The 18,982-nt window shown below is 68.7% G+C and carries 19 protein-coding genes and 1 tRNA gene; 16 read left to right on the top strand and 4 right to left on the bottom strand.

What is annotated here, in order from left to right; genetic code table 11:
• From M6444_RS08375 to M6444_RS08345, 7 genes are all read left to right on the top strand, one after another.
• On the top strand, nt 1-327 hold a 327-nt coding region (locus M6444_RS08375), incomplete at its 5' end, for an acetate--CoA ligase family protein (protein WP_298325481.1).
• A gap of 5 nt (nt 328-332) precedes the next feature.
• Nucleotides 333-1,493, top strand: coding sequence for a thiolase family protein (locus tag M6444_RS08370; protein WP_298325478.1), 1,161 nt, complete (start codon nt 333-335; stop codon nt 1,491-1,493).
• The gene (locus tag M6444_RS08365) at nt 1,480-1,932 is read left to right on the top strand and encodes a zinc ribbon domain-containing protein (RefSeq protein ID WP_298325476.1); all 453 of its coding nucleotides are present in this window, start codon (nt 1,480-1,482) and stop codon (nt 1,930-1,932) included. Before M6444_RS08370 ends, M6444_RS08365 begins: the two co-directional genes overlap by 14 nt.
• Before the next feature lie 2 nt (nt 1,933-1,934).
• A complete protein-coding gene (locus M6444_RS08360) occupies nt 1,935-3,107 on the top strand; it encodes an ABC transporter ATP-binding protein (RefSeq protein WP_298325473.1) in 1,173 nt (390 codons plus the stop codon).
• A gap of 68 nt (nt 3,108-3,175) precedes the next feature.
• Nucleotides 3,176-4,144: a dihydrodipicolinate synthase family protein gene (locus M6444_RS08355; protein ID WP_298325470.1), complete on the top strand. Its 969-nt coding sequence runs from the start codon at nt 3,176-3,178 to the stop codon at nt 4,142-4,144.
• A gap of 53 nt (nt 4,145-4,197) precedes the next feature.
• The gene (locus M6444_RS08350) at nt 4,198-4,974 is read left to right on the top strand and encodes an enoyl-CoA hydratase/isomerase family protein (RefSeq protein WP_298325469.1); all 777 of its coding nucleotides are present in this window, start codon (nt 4,198-4,200) and stop codon (nt 4,972-4,974) included.
• Between the two features lie 54 nt (nt 4,975-5,028).
• The gene (locus tag M6444_RS08345) at nt 5,029-6,075 is read left to right on the top strand and encodes a LacI family DNA-binding transcriptional regulator (RefSeq protein ID WP_298325466.1); all 1,047 of its coding nucleotides are present in this window, start codon (nt 5,029-5,031) and stop codon (nt 6,073-6,075) included.
• A gap of 18 nt (nt 6,076-6,093) precedes the next feature.
• Here M6444_RS08345 and M6444_RS08340 read toward each other — a convergent pair whose 3' ends face one another.
• Nucleotides 6,094-8,616 carry a penicillin acylase family protein gene (locus M6444_RS08340; RefSeq protein WP_298325463.1) on the bottom strand — a complete coding sequence of 841 codons (2,523 nt, stop codon included), beginning with the start codon at nt 8,614-8,616 and terminating at the stop codon, nt 6,094-6,096.
• Nucleotides 8,617-8,747: 131 nt separating this feature from the next.
• Here M6444_RS08340 and M6444_RS08335 point away from each other — a divergent pair, with 131 nt between their 5' ends.
• From M6444_RS08335 to mscL, 5 genes are all read left to right on the top strand, one after another.
• Nucleotides 8,748-9,338 (top strand): hypothetical protein, encoded by a 591-nt coding sequence (locus tag M6444_RS08335; RefSeq protein WP_298325461.1) that lies wholly within the window; start codon nt 8,748-8,750, stop codon nt 9,336-9,338.
• 13 nt (nt 9,339-9,351) lie between these two features.
• Nucleotides 9,352-9,930, top strand: coding sequence for a hypothetical protein (locus M6444_RS08330; RefSeq protein WP_298325458.1), 579 nt, complete (start codon nt 9,352-9,354; stop codon nt 9,928-9,930).
• A 119-nt stretch (nt 9,931-10,049) separates the two neighbouring features.
• Nucleotides 10,050-10,388: an FmdB family zinc ribbon protein gene (locus M6444_RS22935; RefSeq protein ID WP_363326286.1), complete on the top strand. Its 339-nt coding sequence runs from the start codon at nt 10,050-10,052 to the stop codon at nt 10,386-10,388.
• A gap of 79 nt (nt 10,389-10,467) precedes the next feature.
• Nucleotides 10,468-11,115, top strand: a complete 648-nt coding sequence (cpaB, locus tag M6444_RS08320; RefSeq protein ID WP_298325454.1) for a Flp pilus assembly protein CpaB — start codon at nt 10,468-10,470, stop codon at nt 11,113-11,115.
• Nucleotides 11,116-11,150: 35 nt separating this feature from the next.
• On the top strand, nt 11,151-11,534 hold the full coding sequence (mscL, locus tag M6444_RS08315; protein ID WP_298325451.1) for a large conductance mechanosensitive channel protein MscL: 384 nt from the start codon (nt 11,151-11,153) through the stop codon (nt 11,532-11,534).
• A 9-nt stretch (nt 11,535-11,543) separates the two neighbouring features.
• Here mscL and M6444_RS08310 read toward each other — a convergent pair whose 3' ends face one another.
• From M6444_RS08310 to M6444_RS08300, 3 genes are all read right to left on the bottom strand, one after another.
• A complete protein-coding gene (locus tag M6444_RS08310) occupies nt 11,544-11,684 on the bottom strand; it encodes a hypothetical protein (RefSeq protein ID WP_298325448.1) in 141 nt (46 codons plus the stop codon).
• A gap of 18 nt (nt 11,685-11,702) precedes the next feature.
• The gene (locus tag M6444_RS08305) at nt 11,703-12,161 is read right to left on the bottom strand and encodes a CBS domain-containing protein (RefSeq protein ID WP_298325444.1); all 459 of its coding nucleotides are present in this window, start codon (nt 12,159-12,161) and stop codon (nt 11,703-11,705) included.
• Nucleotides 12,162-12,256: 95 nt separating this feature from the next.
• A complete protein-coding gene (locus M6444_RS08300; RefSeq protein WP_298325441.1) occupies nt 12,257-16,354 on the bottom strand; it encodes a DUF4011 domain-containing protein in 4,098 nt (1,365 codons plus the stop codon).
• 175 nt (nt 16,355-16,529) lie between these two features.
• Between M6444_RS08300 and M6444_RS08295 the strand changes: the two genes are divergently transcribed.
• From M6444_RS08295 to M6444_RS08280, 4 genes are all read left to right on the top strand, one after another.
• Nucleotides 16,530-17,039 (top strand): hypothetical protein, encoded by a 510-nt coding sequence (locus M6444_RS08295; RefSeq protein ID WP_298325437.1) that lies wholly within the window; start codon nt 16,530-16,532, stop codon nt 17,037-17,039.
• Nucleotides 17,040-17,210: 171 nt separating this feature from the next.
• On the top strand, nt 17,211-18,263 hold the full coding sequence (trpS, locus tag M6444_RS08290; RefSeq protein WP_298325434.1) for a tryptophan--tRNA ligase: 1,053 nt from the start codon (nt 17,211-17,213) through the stop codon (nt 18,261-18,263).
• Nucleotides 18,264-18,296: 33 nt separating this feature from the next.
• Complete coding sequence (locus M6444_RS08285) at nt 18,297-18,734, top strand: PaaI family thioesterase (protein ID WP_298325430.1); 438 nt, start codon at nt 18,297-18,299, stop codon at nt 18,732-18,734.
• A gap of 79 nt (nt 18,735-18,813) precedes the next feature.
• Nucleotides 18,814-18,889, top strand: a tRNA-Arg gene (locus M6444_RS08280).
• The last annotated feature ends 93 nt before the right edge of the window (nt 18,890-18,982 follow it).

Raw genomic sequence — 18,982 nt, 5'->3', positions numbered from 1 at the left:
CGCGATCCCGCCTTCGGACTGCTGCTCGTCCTCGGCGTCGGCGGCACCCAGGCCGAACTCTTCCCGGCCGTGAACGCCGCCGTTCTCCCCACGGTCTCCAGCAGGATCGCGGCGATGATCGATTCACATCCGGTCCTGAGTCGGCTGCTGGCGGGCTACCGCGGCGCCGAGGCGGGCAACCGCGACGCGCTCATCGACGTCGTACAGCGATTCGCCCAGTGGGGTCTCGACCACGGCGACGAACTGCTGGAGGCCGACGTGAACCCCGTCATGGTCAACGGCACCGGAGCAGTCGCCGTCGATGCCCGTGCGGTATTCGGAAGGTGAGCACTATGAACAGCAACAACGCGGCCTATGTCCGCGGCGTGGGGAACACCAGATACGTCAAGAAGGCCGACCAGTCGGTGGAGGCGCTGGCCGTCACGGCGATCGATGCTGCCGCGGCGGACGCGGGGATCGCGGTCTCCGACATCGACGGCATCATCGTCTACCACGGCCACATCGGCACCGACGAAGTGATCGCGCAACTGAGGCTGCCGGACGTCAAACTGCGCGCCATCATCGACATCGGTGGTGCCAGCGCTGTGTCCGCGCTGCAGATGGCCTCGCTGTACGTCCTCAACGGCGCGGCGACGAACGTCCTTCTGGTGCGCGCCATCAAAGGGAACTCCGGGCCGCGTAAGGCCAAGCGCAGGTCGTTCCTGCCGTCGCAACAGTTCCGGACCCAGTTGGAGTACGTCGCCGGCTGCAACACGCCTGCCCAGCGCTATGCCTTCCTGTGCCGGCGCTACATGCACGAACACGGGCTGACCCGCGAACATCTGGCGGAGATCGCGCTGGCCGCACGGGCGCACGCCAATCTCAACCCGGACGCTCAGATGTACGAGCGGACGCTGGACATGGACGAGTATCTCTCCGGCCGAGTGATCGCCGACCCGTACTGGCTCTACGACTGTTGCCTGGAGACCGACGGAGCGTGCGCGGTCGTGGTCTCGGCGCAGCCCGGGACAGACGGTCAACGGCCGGCGGTGAAGATCCTCGCCACCGAGGAAGGTCACGCCGATCCCCCGGACGACATCACCAACCGGGACCCGTTCCTCCACGTAGGGCTGGAGAAGGCAGCTGCTCGGCTGTGGGACTCGATCTCACTGGGTCCGGACGACATGGACGCGGCGATGGTCTACGACTGCTTCACCTTCGAAGTGGCGCACCAGTTGGAAGCTGCCGGCTTCGCCACGCCGGACACCATCGGGCGGCTCATTCTCGAAGACGGCATCCGGTTGGGCGGGAAACTCCCGGTCAACACCCACGGCGGCCTGCTGTCCGAAGGACACATGGTGGGTCTGAATCACATCGTCGAGGCGACGCGTCAACTCCGTGGCGAGTGCGGCCCGCGGCAGGTATCCGGCGCTCGTCATGTCGCCATCACCGGCTGGGGAAACCTCGGTGACGGATCGATCACTGTTCTGGGGAGGCACGATGGATCTGCGTGACGTTCCTGCGCCGGATCTGGAAGATCCGCTGTTCCAGCCGTATTGGGCCGGCGCCGCCGAAGGCAAGCTGGTCCTGCCCCGCTGCAGCGGTTGCGAACGCGTGAACTGGCCGCCCCGGTCGGTGTGCCCCCACTGCCGGAGCACGGAGTCCGCCTGGGCCGAGCATCAACCGCACGGCACCTTGTTCAGTTGGACCGTCGTCGGCCGGGCCACGGCACCGGGCTATCACGAGGTGCCCTACGCGGTGGGCATCGTCGCGCTGGATGACGCTCCGGTGCGGTTGATGGGGACGATCGTGGGCGCGGAGCCCAGCGCCCTCGTCATGGACATGCCGATGTCGGCCCGATTCGCCCCGGCCGGCTCGTCCCCGGAGTTCACGCTGGTCCAGTGGGAGCCGACCGCAGACCTGTCCGCCACGCCAACCAACCCAGGGAGCTGACCATGTCGGTAGTGCGTGTCCAAGGACTCAACAAGGAATTCGTCTCGAACGGCACGACGGTCGCAGCGGTCCACGATCTCGACCTGACGCTGGACCGCGGTGAGTTCGTGTGCCTTCTGGGACCGAGCGGCTGTGGGAAGACGACGACGTTGCGGGCCATCGCCGGACTGGAGACGCCCACCAGCGGCACGATCGAGATCGCCGGTCAGACCGTCTACTCCTCGGCGACCAGTACCTACGTGCCGCCGGAGCGTCGTGGCTTGGGCATGGTGTTCCAGTCCTACGCCGTCTGGCCACACATGACGGTAGCCGAGAACGTCGGCTTCCCACTGCGGCATGGCGTCGGGAAGCACGACAAGTCGCGTCATCGTGAGATCAACGACCGCGTGGCCCGCATCCTCGAGATCATGGACTGCGCCCACCTGTCGCAGCGATACCCGTCGGAGCTCAGTGGGGGTCAACAACAGCGAGTCGCGCTCGCGCGCACCCTGGTCTACGAGCCGGACCTGCTGCTGTTCGATGAGCCGCTGAGCAACCTCGACGCCAAACTGCGTGAGCGGATGCGGATCGAGCTGCGAGAACTGCAACAACGATTGGGCTTTGCCGCGCTGTATGTGACGCACGACCGTGAGGAGGCGTTGTCGCTGTCCGATCGCATCCTGGTGATGCGTGACGGCGTGGTGGTACAGGCTGGTACGCCCGAAGAGATCTACGAACAGCCTGCGGACGTGTTCGTCGCCGACTTCATCGGCCCGGTGAATCTGCTCCCGGTCTCGGCGCTTCGCCGGACCGGGAACGCGATCGTCGCGGTGACCGAGCTCGGCGACATCACCTGTGCGGACTCCGCCCCCGTTGCCACTGACGTCGGCGAGGCGAGCCAATCATCGGTTCTCATCCGCCCGGGGTCGTTGCGCGTCGGCTCCACCGAAGCCCCGGGCCCCAACTGTTGGGAGGCACGAGTCGAGAACGTGACCTACTTCGGTGAGCACGTCCTGTACAGCCTGCACGTCGGCAACGTCAGGTTGACCGCCACCGTGCCGGCCTGCGACCGCCCCCGAGGTGACCGGGTCTTCGTGACCGCCGCTGCGGACACCTGCCGGGTGGTCCGTGGCCGAGTAGAAGGTCACAGCGCCCAGGCAGTGAGCGAGTCAGCCACCGTGGCGGCCCCCGTTTGAGAGCTCGTACGCAGACCTCGGAGCTGACACCGCCTCGTCCCACAACACGCGTGAGGAGCTTTCCCACTATGAACGCAACAGAGCCCGCGGGCCTCTTGCCGGCCACCGTGACACCGTTCAACGCTGACATGCAGGTCGACTTTCCTGCGCTCGAAGCGCATCTCGGTGCGACCGCAGCAGCTCCAGGTGTACGCGGATTGGTCGTGAACGGTCACATCGGGGAAATCCTCGCTCTTGGCGCCGAAGAACGAACCACCATCGTGTCAGCAGCGAAGTCGGTCTGTACCGACAGTCAGGTGACCTATGCGGGCATCGTCGGCTACCACGTCGACGACCTCGTCGATCAAGGACTACGCGCCAAAGCAGCAGGCGCCGACGGCCTGTTGGTGATGCCCCCCATCGACGTGCGTCCCTATCGGCGGCTGGCCACGAACCCGGACTCGGTCCTGCACTTCTTCGCCGAACTGGACAAGCGGGTCGGGTTGCCCATGGTGGTTCATCAATATCCGGACTTCACCGGCGTGGCGTATCCGCTTCCGGTCCTGTCCCGCCTGGCCGATCTCGAGCATGTCGTCGCCGTCAAAGCCGCCTCGGTCGATGTGGCGACCTACACCGAACTGTGGGACACCTTGTCGACCAAGACCCGGGTGTTGGCGGCCACGGATGCTCCGGGACTGCTCGGCATGCTGATTCACGGGTCACACGGCGCGCTGATCGGCATCGGCGCGATCGAGCCGGCGCTGTGGGCCGAGTTCTTGCGGCTCGTCGACGAGTGCCCGTTGGAGCAAGCTCGCGACCTGTTCGTTCGATCGTGCCTTCCGCTGATGGATGCGGTGTTCGAGAACCAGGTCCCCCGAGGGCTGGAAAGTGAGGCCAGTGCCACGAAAGAGGCGCTGGTCCAACTCGGTCAGATTCCGTCGTCGCGGGTCCGGCCTCCCGCTGTTCCGGTGTCACAGCAGCGCAAGCTCGCCATCCGTGAAGCTCTGGTACAAGCAGGACTGCTGCCAGCCGACAATGTCGCGACACCCGGCGGCTGAAACGACGATTCCCACCATCGCGGTAGTCCGTGTGATCTGACGAAGGAGAAAACGTGCCCGTCGAAATGTCAGTGTCCGATGGCGTTGCCGAGATCACCTTGAATCGCCCCGAGGCGCTCAATGCGATTGATGCCGAGATGCGCCAGGACTTGCAACAGGCGTGGCGACGGGTCGGATCCGACCCTGATATCCGCGTCGCCCTGGTGACCGGTGCCGGCACCAAGGCGTTCTGTGCCGGGGCTGACCTCAAGCGCACCATGCCGCCGAAAGAGAGCTTTGCCGAGCTGACGTTCAACTCCACCACATCTCAACATCTGTTGACCGGCATGAACACCGACAAGCCGATCATTTGCGCGATCAATGGTTACGCGATCGGCGGCGGCCTGGAGATGGCGCTGGCCTGTGATATCCGGTTGGCATCGGAGAATGCCGAGCTGGGCTTGGCCGAAGTTCAGCACGGCACCATTCCCGGCGGCGGCGGGACACAGCATCTCCCCCGCGCTGTTCCGCTGTCCTTGGCCATGCAGATGCTGTTGACCGGTGACCGCATCAACGCGGCCAAGGCCTTGGAATCCGGCCTGGTCAGCGAGGTGGAGTCCGCCGAGCGCCTGCTGCCTCGAGCCCGAGAAATCGCCCACCGGATAGCCCGCAACGGCCCGTTGGCCGTACGCGCCATCAAACGTGTCGTCCGCGAAGGTCTGGCCATGCCCTTGGCCTCGGCCCTCGAACTGGAGCTGTTCGTCTGGGGCAACCTCCGCGACACCGAAGATCGAGTAGAAGGGAGACGTGCGTTTGCCGAAGGCCGGGCTCCGCAGTTCAAGGGTCGCTGACGTGCGCAGTTACGCTGGGGAATGGTTCGTGTTGGATGACATGGGGGTTGGCTGATGGCACGCCGCGGTCGGGGCGGCAAACAGGCAACTGTCACCGACGTCGCCGAGCGGGCTGGGGTCTCGCTGGCTACCGCGGCCCGGGTGCTGCGTTCGGAGCCGACGGTGAACAAGGAGCTGGCCCAGCGGGTTCACCAGGCCGCCGCCGAACTGAACTACGTTCCGAACATGGTGGCGCGCAATCTGCGTCGCGGAAGCGGAAACACCATCGGCTGTGTCATCGGCGAGATGCTGGACCCATACTTCGCGGAGATCGCGGAATCGGTGACGGTTCGCGCTGAAGAAGCGCATTCGATGATGGCGATCGTCTCCAACATGCAGCGATCAGCGAAGTTGGAACTCAAGCATTGCCGCCAGCTGTGGGAGCAGCGGGTCGACGGGTTGATCATCGCCGGTGGGGGTTTCGACCAGCGCACTCATGCCGAGGAATTCACCGGCTTGGTCAACCAGATCACTGCCGCGGGTGTCATCGTCGTGACGTTGTCGCCCCGGTTGGTCGACGTCCCGGCGTTCACCGTCGACAACGAGACGGTGGGCGGGCTCATGGCCCGTCATCTCATCGACCACGGCCACCACCGCGTGGGCATCCTCACCGGACCGCCGAACAGCGAGACCACCACCCAACGGCTTCGCGGGATGGAGAAGACGCTGCGCGAGGCCGGGGTCACGGTGCACGTGAAGTACGCCGACTACGCGCCGGAGTCCGGGAGCGTGGCCACGGCAGAACTGTTGACACGACAGCCGGAGATCACCGGGATTCTGGCCGCGGCGGATTCGATCGCCGTCGGAGCGATCAGTGGCGCCCAGTCGATCGGGAAGAGCGTGCCGAGTGACGTTTCGGTCATGGGACTGGGCCGAACGCGTATGTCGCTGTACTCCTCGCCGATCTTGACCACCGTCGACGTTCATTTGGCCGCGCATGCCACGGCAGCAACGGATTACATCGCCGCCAAGGTACGCGGGAAGGAACCCGCCGAGTTCACGTCCGTGGAGCCCACGCTCGTGCCGGGCGCATCGGTGGGCGCCGCCAAGACAGCGGCGTGATCACGGACAGTCCGGCCATCACGGCGGGCGGGTCTCGGTGTCCACGGGGACGAGCGTGAAGGTGTGCTCCGCCGTGTCGCGCACGGCGTCCTCGCTCGAGCGCATCGGCAGCGTGCCGCCGGTGCGCCACAGTTCGGTCTGATCGTGGTAGTGCTCGTGAAACGGGTGCCCGCTGACGCCGGTCAGGTCGATCCAGCGGGAGGCGTCCAAGTCACCGAGATCGACGATCATGCGCATGGACGGCACCCAGACCGTCTCGTAGCCCTCGGCTGCGTCCCATCCGGTGGCCTGCACGATCGACGGGCCGCCGCCGACGTCGTACGGTCCACGGTTGAACAGCCACTCGATCGCGCCGAGACCGGACGTGCCGAAGGTCTGCTCGGTGAGCGTCAACGCGTGCAGGCGCCCCCACTCCCACGCCGAGGCGTCCTTACCCTGCCGCACCGTCATCTCGTCGCGTGCCTCACGCACCGCCGCGATGAGGATCAGGTCGCGATCTTCGACGACATCGTCGGTGTTCACGTCGTCCCAGAACGCGTCGCGGGGATGCTCCAACAGTTCTCGGACGACTTCGAACCAGCGGCCCTGGCCGTGTGGACGGAACTGTTCGGGCAGGTCGTCGTGGAAGGTCAACTCGAGCACGTTGCGCCAGACGGCGTTGAAGTAGGCCGCCGCCGCGGAGTCCGGGTCCATGGCGTGGTCCCAGTCGTCGAGCAGGCGTAGCCCGTCGCCGTAGTACCCGCTCGGCGCCTCGAGCTCGCGCAGGTACGGCATCAGGATGTCGGCCGCCGCGCTGTGCGTGTCCATCTGGATCTCGACCATCGTGTCGGCGTCGAGCTCCTCGCCGGACTCGATGGCGGCGGCGAGCAACTCGTTGATCCGCCCAGCGCGCTGTCCGGCGTCGAAGTCGGCACCGAGCAGGAACGGGTAGCGATCGCTGGTGACCGGCTGGTTCGCGGTGACGATGTAGCCCTGCGATGGGTTGAGCATGTTGGGTAGCTCGTCGAAGGGGACGAATCCGGCCCAGTCGTACTCGCCGGTCCAACCCGGAACGGGGTAGCGGCCATCGCCCGCGCGGCGGACCGGGATCCGTCCGGGCGCCTGGTAGCCGATGTTGCCGTTGACGTCGGCGTAGACGATGTTCTGCGCAGGTACCTCGAACGTCGACGCCGCCGCACGAAGTGACGCCCAGTCGTGGGCGCGGTTCAGTGCGAACAGCGCGTCGGCGGTACGGCCCGGATCGAGCGCCGTCCAGCGCAGCGCGACGGCGTATTCGTCGCCGACATCTCTGATGCGTTCGTCGTGATCGGACAGCAGCGGGCCGTGGGCGGTGGAGCGGACCGTGATGGTGACGTCGTCGCCGCCGGCCACCTTGATCGTCTCTTCGCGCGTCTCCATCGGCACCCAGGACCCGCGGGAGAGATACGTGTCACCCTGGACCTGTTCGAGATAGAGGTCGGTGACGTCCGCACCCAGGTTGGTGAATCCCCAGGCCACGTTCTGGTTGTGGCCGATGACCACGCCTGGCAGCCCGGCGAAGGAGTAGCCGGTGACGTCGAAGGGGCAGGCCTGGCTCACCTCGCGGCAATGCAGCCCCACCTGATACCACGTGGACGGCATGGTGGGCGCCAGATGTGGGTCATTGGCCAGCAACGGTGTGCCGGACGCAGTATGCGAACCGTCCACAACCCACGAGTTGGACCCGATGCCGGGCCCGTCACCCAACAGGGCCGGCGCCGCGTCGAGCTGTGCCGCGGCCGCGCGCAGCGCCGGTACGGATTCGGCTAGCACCGGCTGACCGTCCATACCGACCAGTTCGCTCGGCGGGGTCGGGTCGACGTATTCGTCGTCGACGATCGGCTCGCCGACGTCGGCAGACCACTCCGGATACAGCTGCTCGACCCGCTCGACCGGCAACTCGGCGGCGAGCAGCGCCCGGGTGATCTCGTCCTCGAGGTTGCTGCGCAGATCCCAAGCCATGGCCTTCAGCCAGCTCAGGGAGTCGATGGCCGCCCAGTCCTCCGGTGAGTCGTCCCCGCCGAGCAGCCCCAGCAAGGTGTAGGCCACGCCGAACTCGCCGCCGGAACGTCCGGTCATCCACGCGTTGACGCCGTCAGCATAGGAGTCGAGGTAGCGGCGCGTCTCGGGCCGGATCAGCGGCAGTTCCTGGCCCGCGGTTCGCCGCCAGCCCAGGGTGCGCACGAACGTGTCGGTCTCGACCTGGTCCGCCCCGAACAGCTCGGACAGCCGGCCGGCGGTGATGTGGCGGCGAACGTCCATCTGCCAGAACCGGTCCTGCGCGTGCACATAGCCCTGGGCGCGGAACAGGTCTTCGGGGGTGTCGGCGTAGATGTGGGCGATGCCGTGCTCGTCGCGGACGATCTCGACCTCGGCGGTGAGCCTGGGCACATAGTCGCGGCCGTCGTAGTCGGGAAACGCCCTGCGCACCGACCACACGCTCAACACCGTCGCCGCCACGAGCGCCAGCACGACCAGACTCGCCACGACCGAGAACGAGATGACGATACGGCGGCGGGTCACCGAGACAGCGTAGGCGACGCGCCGAACACCGAGAATGGGCGGGCTCACGCCAAGAAAGGCTCAGACCTTTGATCTGCGATGTAAAGGCTCTGTCCTTGCCTATCCTCATGACAGGTTCTACCCTTGCGTTCATGCCCTACGTCCTCACGGTCGACCAGCGCGGAAGCCAGCGCGAGCGCGACCTCGTCGACGAGGCTCTCGACCAGATCCAGACCCTGGTGCCGAAACCGGTCCTGTCGTTCGAACGCACGGCCGGCGACGAGTTCCAAGGGCTGCTCGACGATGCCGCGGCCGTCCTCGATGCCGTGCTCATGCTGGTGCGCAGGGGGGCGTGGAGCATCGGGGTCGGCATCGGGCCGGTCGAAGAACCGCTGCCCGCGAGCACCCGCGCCGCCCGCGGGCCTGCCTTCGTCCGGGCTCGCGCCGCCTTGGACGAAGCCAAGCAACGCCCCGACCACGTCGCCGTCATCGGGGGCGCTCGCCCCGCCGCCGACGCCGACGCCGTCCTGACGCTGCTCGCCGCGGTGAGTGCCCGCCGCAGCGCAGCCGGGTGGGAAGCCATCGCCCTGGTGGAACAGGGGTATACCCTCGCCGAGGCGGCCGAGCGGCTGGGCGTCAGCCGCCAGGCCGTGGGCCAGCGACTCACCGTAGCGCTGTGGCATCAGGAGCAACAGGTCCGCCCGGTGCTCGTGCGACTGCTCGCCGACGCCGATACCGGTTGAGGAGGTCGGGGTTGTGAACGTCATCGCCGTGGTGCTGCTCGGCGCGACTGCGCTCGCCGGCCTGGTGATCTGGCTGCTCGTCGAGCGGCGCTCCTTCAGTACCCCGACGTTCGTGGCGCTGGCTGCCGTACCTGTGCTGTTGCTGGGCGTAGCCGCCCTGTTCGGCCTCGGCGGCTCCGAGAGTGGCGACACCCTCGGCCACGTCGCCAGCGCCACCGGCGTCGCCGTGGCGGCCTCGACCGGCGGGCTCGTCGCGACCGCCATGCTTCGTATCGCCGACCGCCGCGATCGGCGTGATCGCCTGAACCTCGCCGCCGGCCACGACGACGAACCTGCGAGCGTCGCGGACGTCTCCGACCCACGCACGCTGCGCGGCGGCGCGTCGATCGGCGTCCTCGAGCGCATCGCCGTGGTGACCACGCTGCTGGCCGGCTGGCCCGAGGGCCTGGCGCTGATCCTGGGCATCAAGGGCTTGGGCCGGTACCCGGAGTTGAATCGGCCACCGGCCTCCGAACGGTTCATCATCGGCACGCTCGGCAGCGTGCTGTGGGCGGTCGCCGCGGCCGGCGTCGTCCACACCGTGCACACCTGAGACCCGCTCGCGACGAGGCGTGGGACCGCTCACGTGGACAATCCACCCCTCGAAGGCGCATCATTGGCAGTCGAGGGTTGAGAGTGCTAACTCCGCCACCGGATCCAGGAGGACCACGAGTGCCCACGTACCAATACACCTGTACCGAATGCGGCGAATCGCTGGAGGCGGTCCAGAGCTTCACCGACGATCCCCTGACTGAGTGCCCCGCCTGCGCAGGCCGGCTGCGCAAGGTCTACTCCGCCGTGGGCGTGGTGTTCAAGGGATCGGGCTTCTACCGCAACGACAGCCGCAGCGGCGGCGACGGTGCCAAGAAGTCGGCCAGCAGCGAATCGTCCAGCTCCAAAGACTCGTCGTCGAGCTCGTCGAGTGGCTCCGATTCGTCCGCGTCGGACTCGTCGTCGAAGTCGGATTCGTCGTCCGGGTCGAAGTCGACCGCCAGCACTCCCGCAGCCTGAGCCGTCCCGACCGAAATAACTCGATCTTCGCCTGTGGACAACCGCCCGACGACGGTCCGGCGCGCCTAGCGTCGCACGCATGGACAGCATGCGTGCCGCCGCGAAACGGATCGTCACCACGGCGTCGTGGCATCGTCGGCTTCTGGCCGGCGGGGTCGCCGCGGCGGCCATGGCCCTGGGCATCGAGGCCGCGTCACCGGCGCCGCCACCGCGCGTCGAGGTCACCGTGGCCGCCCACGACCTCGGCGGCGGCACGGTCATCGCGGCCGACGACGTGACCACGGCGAGCTTCGCGCCCGGGTCCGTGCCCACCGGCGTGCTCGGCGACGATCTCGAAGGGCGGGTTCTCGCCGGGCCGGTGCGCGCCGGCGAGCCGATCACCGACCGACGAGTCCTCGGGCCCGGGCTGCTCGACGGCTTCGGCGCGGATCTGGTGGCGGCCCCGGTGCGCATCGCCGACGCCGGGGCCGTCGGCTATGTCCGCCCCGGCGACCGGGTGGACATCCTGGCGACGACCGTCGACGGCCTGGCACCGGCCCAGGTGCTGGCGCCCGACGTGCCCGTGCTCTCACTCACCGCCGCGGGTGGCGCTGCCGCCGACGGCGCCCTGATCCTGGTGGCGGTCGCACCGGAACAGGCCGGCGACCTCGCCGCCGCGGCCGTCACCTCGCGGCTGTCGTTCACGCTCAAATCCCGACGGCGTGGGCGGTCATCGACTAGCGTGTGATCCGCTCTGACCGGTCTGGACACGAGAGGTGCACCGTGCTCACGGGATTCAAGGAATTCGTCAGCCGCGGCAACGTCGTCGACCTCGCTGTCGCCGTCGTCATCGGCGCGGCGTTCACCCAGATCATCAACGCCGTCGTCGACGGTTTCATCAATCCGCTGGTCGCGGCCATCTTCGGGGAGCCCGATCTCACCCAGGTCGGCAACTTCACCATCAACGACGCCGACTTCTCCATCGGGTTGATCCTCGCCGCGACGTTCAACTTCCTGGTAGTCGCGGCTGCAGTGTACTTCGTGATCGTGATGCCGATCAACAACATGCGCGAGCGCCGCGCGCTCCCCGAGGAAGTCGAAGAACCCACCGAGGACGTCGTCCTGCTGCGCGAGATCCGCGACGAGCTGCGCCGACGCCGCGTCTGACGCTCGCGGTCAGGACCAGTGCGGCGGGCGCTCCGCGAGCAGCCGCTCGTCGTTGGAGTCGTCGCCGTCGCCCCAGCCGCTCGGGGACTCGTCGGTCGTGACGTCGGGCAGCACCTCGAAGTCGTCGTCCCACTCGGGCCCGGTGCTCATCAGCGTCTCCTGCCTGGGTCAATCGAGGTCGCCGACTTCGATACGAGCCAGTCGGCGTTCACGAACCAGGCTGTCGACGTCGACCTCGGGTACGCCCGACTCGTGCCACAACGCCGCGAACACGCCGGTCACGTCCCGCTGGCTGAGCATGCCGACGAGTTTTCCGTCTTCCACGATCGGCAGGTGACGAATCCAGTTCTGCGCCATCATTCGCGCAGCCTCGCGCACCGAGGTGTCCGACGACACCGTGATCAACTCGGTCGACATGACCGATTCGATGGACTCGGTGTCGGGATCGGCGCCGCGCGCGATGGCCCGGAGGATGTCGCGCTCGGTGACGATTCCGACGATGGTGGACCCGTCGACGATGACGAGTGAGCCGGTCTGCTGGCGCCACATCGTCTCGGCCGCGCTGCGCAGCGTGCCGGTGGTCGAGTCGGTCACAGCGGCACCGGTCATGATCTCGGCGACACGCACGAATATCGCCCCCTGATTCTCAGCCGACTAGGCCACCAGCGTAGAACACCGATGGCCGGGTCCGGCCATCATTTGGCGCGAACCGCCGATCGAGATCACAACGCCGGCGCCCCGGCACGCGCCACCCGCACGGCGTGGCGCAGGACGTCGGTCGTGCGCGCGTCGTCCGGTGAGATGCCGAGCTCCATGGCGAGCGCGTCGGCGACGTCGTCCTCGGGGCGAGCCAGCCCGTCCGATTCCACCCAGCGGGCCAACGCGGCCAGCTCCCGGCCGGTGTACTCGCTGACCGAGCGACCCCGGACCAGCAACGGCCGCGTGCCCGAACGCCGCGGGAGGTCGTCGGAGGCGGCCTCGTCGGCGCCGGTTCGCTCGCCGTCCTCGGCCGGCTCGTCGGCTTCGGCGTCGGTCGCCTCGGTTTCAGTCGACTCGGCTTCGGTCGGCTCGGTTTCGGTGACCTCGTCGGCGGGCATCCCCGCGACGATGTCGGCTTCGGCCGCAGCCACCGCCCAGTCGTAGGCGTCGGCGTCGGCGACGGCCTGCTCGTAGGCCGCGCGCAACCGCGCAACCTCACCGTCCGGGTCGCTCGCCCAGGCGGCCGACCAGACGCGATGCACGTTCCAGCCGAGCCGGCGCAGCTGCGCCGGGCGCAGTCGTTCGCGGACCCGCGTGTCGGTTCGGGCGGCGTAGGCGGCGCCGTCGGTCTCGACCGCCAGGACGAACCGGTCGCGCCGGGTGGGATGCGACACGGCCACGGCGACGCCTCCCGCTCCGCCGTACCCCGTCACCACCCGGGCCGGGATGTCGTCAGCGCGCAGCCGTTCGGCCACGACGGCGGCCAGCGCGTCAGCGTCGTGCCGGTCGTCGTGGTGTTCCTCGACGGTGTTCTGGTCTTTCTGAACGTAGGTCAGGAACTCTCCGAGCGCCTGGCTGCCGGGCGTGGTCAGCCGACGCGGGCTGAGGTCGTCCGCGCTGAACGTGGCCACGACGGTCAACCGTTCCCGCGCGCACGTCGTCGCCGCGGTCAACCGTCGTTCCCCGCCGGGACGGCCGAGCGCGCCGAAGCGGTAGAGGATGCGCCCGTCGACCGACCGGCCGTAGCCGAGGCTGAGGATCACGGTGTCGCGGACGTCGCCGCTGACCTGCTCGACGTCCTTGATGAAGAACGGCTCGGAGCGATCACCCCGGAGGTACGTGGCGACCTCGGGAGCCCGGATCAGCGCGTGGCGCAGCGCGGTGTCCAGCCGCTCCGCGTGGCGTGGCCCCAGGGTGACCACACCGAGGCTCTCGTGCGGGCGGGTGCGCACGTGCGTCAGGATCAGCTCCACGACGCGTTCCACCTCGGCCGACGAGCTGTCGACCGGGTCGTCGGCCACCGGTGTCGCCTCGACCACGTCGAGCGAGAGGCGGCCCTGCCCGCCGACACCGGGAACCGTGGTCAGCCGCCCGGAGTAGACCGTCTTCGCGGCGAATCCGACCAGCCGGTGGTCGCGGACGCGGTACTGCCCGGTCAGGGACCGTTCGGGGAGTACCCCGCGAAGCATGTCGACCACGGAGGCCGGCGGGTCCTGCGCCCAGGGGCCCTCGTGCTCGTCCGGGTCGGGCGCGGGTTCGACGGCCGTGCTGAACGCTGCTCGCGCGACCTCGTCGTCGCCCATCAACACCAGCCGTTCGCCCCGGGCCAGACAGGCGATGGATTCAGCGACGGCCAACCGGCCGGCGTCTTCGACGATGACCACGTCGAACAACTGGCGTGGCGGCAACGCCTCGGTGACGGTCAACGGCGAGACGACCCAGCACGGCACCGCGGCCAGAGCGACCTCCGGCGCCTGCTCGACCAGCTCTCGGGGTGTCGCCGGGGCACCGTCGCCGCTGAAGCCGGTCAGCACCGCGGCCTGGCCCTCGTGCTCCTCGGCGGTGGCGGTGAACGTCCGGTGCCTGGCTTTCAACACCTGGGCGGCACCGGCTTCGAGGTCGGCGACGTCGGCGGCACAGAACTCGTCGATGATCCGCTCGTGCTCTTCCCGGTCGAACCCGCCGAGCACGGTGTCGTCGCGGCGCCACAGGTCCAGCAGCGACGCATGCCACGCGTAGTCGAACACGTCCTCGACCTGCTTCGCTCCGGCCTCGCGGCGGCGTAGCTCGGCGATGACGTCGTCCAGGCCGGCCGCCGAAAGGTCCGCCTGCAGGGCATACAGCCGCGGCAGCGAACGCAGGTGCCGTTCGTCCCCGATGAGCTCGTCCAGGCGCTTGGCGGCCATGCCGACCGGGAGATCCACCAGGTCGGAGGTTCTCGGGTTGCCCTGTTCCAGGACGCCCAGCTCGCGGCGGACAGCGGCGGCCGCCTCGACGGCGTCGGGCAAGTGCGGCCCGGTGCGCGGCGGCTTGCTGTCGCGGGAGCGTTCACGCCAGGTGGCCAATTGGGTCCGGGCGGCGAGCAGCTGCGAATGCAGGTGATGGCGCTCGTGCCGGCCCGGGCCGACGAGTTCGGCGAGATGACGACGCAGCCTGCGGCGGGCGAGAAAGCCGAGGGTGCTCGACGTCTCGGACCGGTACGCGCGGTCACCGGTCGCAGCGGCGAGGTCGTCGAGCGGCTCGTCCCAGATCTGCGCGCCGAAGGTGTCGATGGTTGCGGCGACCGCGGCGAGGAGGTCGACGACCTCGAGGCATTCGGCGACGGTGCCCGGGCCGGCCAGACCGACTTCGACGGCCGCGCGAGTGGCGGAGTCACGCAGGCCCGGCAGGTGGCGTGAGCGCAACTCCGTGGCGGTGTACAACAGTTCGGTGGCTTCCTGGGCCGATGCGACCTCCGAGCCGTACCAGGGCGACGTACTGTGCCCGAGCGTGAGCCCCTCCAGGTCGGCGTACTCACGCAGCCTCGCTCGTACCGTGTCGGTACGTCCGGCCGCGGTGAGGGCATCAGGCGCGATGCGCGCCGGGGTTCGCGCATGCTCGGGCGCGGTCGCGACGTGCACCATGGCCTGGTAGGCCGACGTGCGCCAGGGCGGGCGCACCTTGTGCAACGCCTGGTGGTAGGCGTCCAGCGCTGCAGCTGGCTTGGCCGCCGTGGCCGCCGGCGGGTCGTCGCTTTCGGTGGTTTCGTCGGCGGCGAGGCGCTGGGCGGTCCCGACGATCTGCGCGACAGCCTCGGCGGGGCCGGTACGCCCGGCGTCGAGTACCAACTCGTCCAGGCCGACCGAGGCGAGCCGGTCCACCAGGCTGTTCAGGGTCGCGCGCTTCTGTCCGACGACGAGCACGCGTTGCCCGCGACCGACCAGCTCGGCGACCAAGGCCGCCACCGTCTGCGTCCGTCCCGTTCCTGGAGCTGCCTGAACGCGCAGGTGTCCCCCACCAGCCACCGCGGCCACGACGGCATCCTGCTCGGCGTCGGTGTCGAGCACCGTGAATCGCGGTTCGACGGGCTCACTCGGCTGGGCGAGGGCCGACACCGAAGGCGCATGCCCGGCCAGCGCGGACACCACGTCGTGGGACTGCAGGCTGACGCCGAAGGCCGCGAGATCGTTGGTCAGGGCGAGCGGCGCGGTGGTGAAGGTGGCCAGCACCGCCCGGTGAGCGATCGAGAACCCGTCGACCACGTGCGGCGGAGCGAACTCGCGTAGCCGTTCGACCAGCGTGGCATAACGCAGCCGGCCCGCCGGATCACGCAGGTCGTCCGCGTCGAAGCGCAGGCCGAGCTGGATGTCCAGGGCGTGCAACAGCACGGGGTTGACGAACGGGTCGTCGGCGATGGTGATGACGAAGTCGGTCTCGGCCGGGTCACGCGCGGTCACGGTGGCTGGGCGCAGCATCACCGGCGCCGTCGGCCGGCGCGCGGCGAACGGATTGGCCCACGTCGCGATGCCCACGGCCAGGAAGCAGGCCGGCAGGCCGCGTTCCTCACTCAGTTCACGCGTCTTGTCTCGGATGGCGCGGACCGAACGCAACGCCGACGTCCGAAGCGGCTCGTACGGGAAGAGCTTGGAGATGACGACCGGCGTGCCGGCGAGCAGGGCCTTGCGCGCCTCTGGCTCAGCGGCAGCGAGGTCGAGGGTGCCGACCTTGAGGTCTCGATACGACAGCAGCGGGTCGCGTCCGCCCAGGGCGGAGACGTCCTTGCTCCACTGCTCGACAGCCTGGGTCACCAGCTCCGTGCGGGTCGGAGCCGGAGCGGCGGCTTCGGATCGCAGCGTACTCACGGCAGATGCTGGGTCGGGGCCGGATACCTCACCAGGCTGAGACTAGTTCGAGAGCGGGCGAGAACGGTGCAGGCAGGCCGAGCCGAGTGGGACCAGTGTGGTCGATCCGCCCACGAGGGCGCATCATGGCGAGTTACAGTGACGGCCGCGTCGGCTGCTGATGGGAGGTAGTGGAGTGAAGCTGCTCGAGGACGTGTCCTCGTCGGTCACGCATCGCCCGCCGCCACGTCGCGGCGCGATGACCCTCGCACTGACGTCGGTGCTGCTGGTCCTGGCCGCAGCAGCGGGTTTGATCGCCGTGATCAGCAGCGGAGGTCTTGACGACGGCACTGCGACGCGCAGCGACTGGGTGGCTTCGGCGACCCAGGTGTGCTCCGACGTCGCGGGTGAGCATCCGATCATGACCGAGGGCGCCCCGGCGCGTACCGCGCCCGACAACCTCGCCGACGTTGCGGCCGGCACCCAGGCGCTGGCCAGCGGTATCGACGAGCTTCGCGCGCCGGCCGACGACCCCGCCATCGACGAGCTCCTCTCCACCGGCGAGCGCGCATCCAGCCAGTGGAGCGCGTTGGTCGACGGGACGGCCGAGGTCACTGCGCCGCACCTGGCCGAAGCGGCGGACCTGACCGCCGCCATCGTGACCGGGCTGAACGAGCTGGGCGCGGACTGTTCGGCGCTGGGCTGAGCTGCGCTCAGGTAGTCTGCAAGGATGAACGTCCTCGTGCCCTCGTGGTGGCTGCCGGCACCGGCGGCCTGAGTCAGCACGTCCATTGCACGGCCGCCGCACCGGCGGCCGCTGCACGCGAGGACATCCGCTGGTTCGCGGCGGCATCGACACCGCCAGGAGACCACCGTCATGACCGTCGAACCAGCTCAATCCACCGCCCTGATCGCCGACGAGTCGGCCGTCGCGGCCGATCCCGCCAGCCACCGCGTCTTGACCGGTGACCGGCCCACGGGACCATTGCACTTGGGCCACTACTTCGGCACCCTGCGCAATCGCGTCCGGCTACAGAGTCTCGGCGTCGACACCTATCTGGTCGTCGCCGACTATCAGGTCATCACCGACCGGCAGTCGCCCGGCGAGATCGCCGCCAACGTCAGCGAGGTCGTCCTGGACAACCTCGCCGTCGGCATGGACTCCGAGCGCACCACCATCTTCCCGCACAGCCAAATCCGTGCCCTCAACCAGTTGATGCTGCCGTTTCTCTCCTTGGTGTCGGTCGCCGAACTGCAGCGCAACCCGACCGTGAAGGAGGAGGCGGAAGCGGCCGGGATCTCGTCCATCAGCGGGCTGCTGCTCACCTATCCGGTACACCAGGCCGCCGACATTCTTTTCTGTCACGGCACCCTGGTCCCCGTCGGCGACGACCAGCTGCCGCACGTCGAGCAGACCCGGCTCATCGCCCGGCGGTTCAACGACCGCTACGCCGGCGGCCGCCAGGTCTTCACCGAGCCGCAGGCGCTGTTGTCGCCGGCGCCCCGGCTGCTCGGCGTGGATGGCCGGAAGATGAGCAAGAGCCGCAACAACGCCATCGAGATCCGGGCCACCGAGGACGTGACGGCGCGGCTGATCCGGCGGGCCGTCACGGACGCCGACCGCCGGATCACCTATGACCCGGATTCGCGTCCCGGGGTGTCCTCGCTGCTCATGATGGCTGCTCTCGTGACCGAGCGCAGCCCGCACGAGGTGGCCGACGACATCGGTTCCCGCGGCGCGTCGGCGCTCAAGGCGCACGTCACCGAGGTCGTCAACGAGCATCTGCGACCGATCCGCCGGCGCCGGGCCGAGCTCGCGGCCGACCCCGGCATCGTCCCCGCTGTCCTGCACGCCGGCGCAGAGAAGGCCACCGCCGACGCTGAGCAGACACTTCAGCACGTGCACGACGCGTTGGGTATGAAGTACTGAGGCCGTCACAACCCAGGGATCGGAGACTGCTCGATGACGTATGACGCGACAGGCGTGACGCTGGAGCTGGCCACCAAAGTGCTGGAGGGTCAGCCGTTCAGCACTCTGCTGGGCACCCGCCTGACGTCGTTCGGGCGCGGCGAGGCCACGCTGGAGTTGGACATCCGCGACGACCTGCTACAACAGGATGGTTACCTGCACGGTGGCGTGCTCGCCTACGCCGCCGACAACGCCATCACGTTCGCCGGCGGCAGCTCACTCGGCCCGTCCGTCCTCACCAGCGGGCTGACCATCAGCTACCTGCGTCCGGCCTCCGGCGCGCGGTTGATCGCCCGCGCCCACGTCATCCACACGTCACGTCGCCAGGCGACCTGCCGCTGCGATCTGACCGTGCACGACGACGACGGCACCGCGACCCTGTGCGCGGCGGCCCAGGGCACGATCATCGCCACCGGCAACTCGACGGCCTGACGGAGGCGGCTGGGCGGGACGGCCTGACCGGGAATTCGATCCGCGCCGGGCCGCCCGATAACCTTGGTCCCCGTCGAACGCCCTCGTAGCTCAGGGGATAGAGCATCCGCCTCCTAAGCGGAGTGTCGCAGGTTCGAATCCTGCCGAGGGCACCAGAGCGTCGTTGTTCAAACCAGCGACGTTCCCGGTTTGATCCGTCCCGTTTCCGCCTGCTGTCTGGCGGGAGAGGGCGGTGGCCTGGACTTCGG

Source organism: Haloactinopolyspora sp. (genome assembly GCF_027324685.1).
Classification (GTDB): domain Bacteria; phylum Actinomycetota; class Actinomycetes; order Jiangellales; family Jiangellaceae; genus Haloactinopolyspora.
This window is presented reverse-complemented; position numbering and strand designations above follow the sequence as displayed.

Bases quoted from the DNA above. Each gene is read 5' to 3' on its own strand.
- M6444_RS08370 (WP_298325478.1), top strand. From the start codon at position 333: ATGAACAGCAACAACGCGGCCTATGTCCGCGGCGTGGGGAACACCAGA.
- M6444_RS08365 (WP_298325476.1), top strand. From the start codon at position 1,480: ATGGATCTGCGTGACGTTCCTGCGCCGGATCTGGAAGATCCGCTGTTC.
- M6444_RS08360 (WP_298325473.1), top strand. From the start codon at position 1,935: ATGTCGGTAGTGCGTGTCCAAGGACTCAACAAGGAATTCGTCTCGAAC.
- M6444_RS08355 (WP_298325470.1), top strand. From the start codon at position 3,176: ATGAACGCAACAGAGCCCGCGGGCCTCTTGCCGGCCACCGTGACACCG.
- M6444_RS08345 (WP_298325466.1), top strand. From the start codon at position 5,029: ATGGCACGCCGCGGTCGGGGCGGCAAACAGGCAACTGTCACCGACGTC.
- M6444_RS08335 (WP_298325461.1), top strand. From the start codon at position 8,748: ATGCCCTACGTCCTCACGGTCGACCAGCGCGGAAGCCAGCGCGAGCGC.
- cpaB (WP_298325454.1), top strand. From the start codon at position 10,468: ATGGACAGCATGCGTGCCGCCGCGAAACGGATCGTCACCACGGCGTCG.
- M6444_RS08310 (WP_298325448.1), bottom strand. From the start codon at position 11,684: ATGAGCACCGGGCCCGAGTGGGACGACGACTTCGAGGTGCTGCCCGAC.
- trpS (WP_298325434.1), top strand. From the start codon at position 17,211: ATGACCGTCGAACCAGCTCAATCCACCGCCCTGATCGCCGACGAGTCG.
- M6444_RS08285 (WP_298325430.1), top strand. From the start codon at position 18,297: ATGACGTATGACGCGACAGGCGTGACGCTGGAGCTGGCCACCAAAGTG.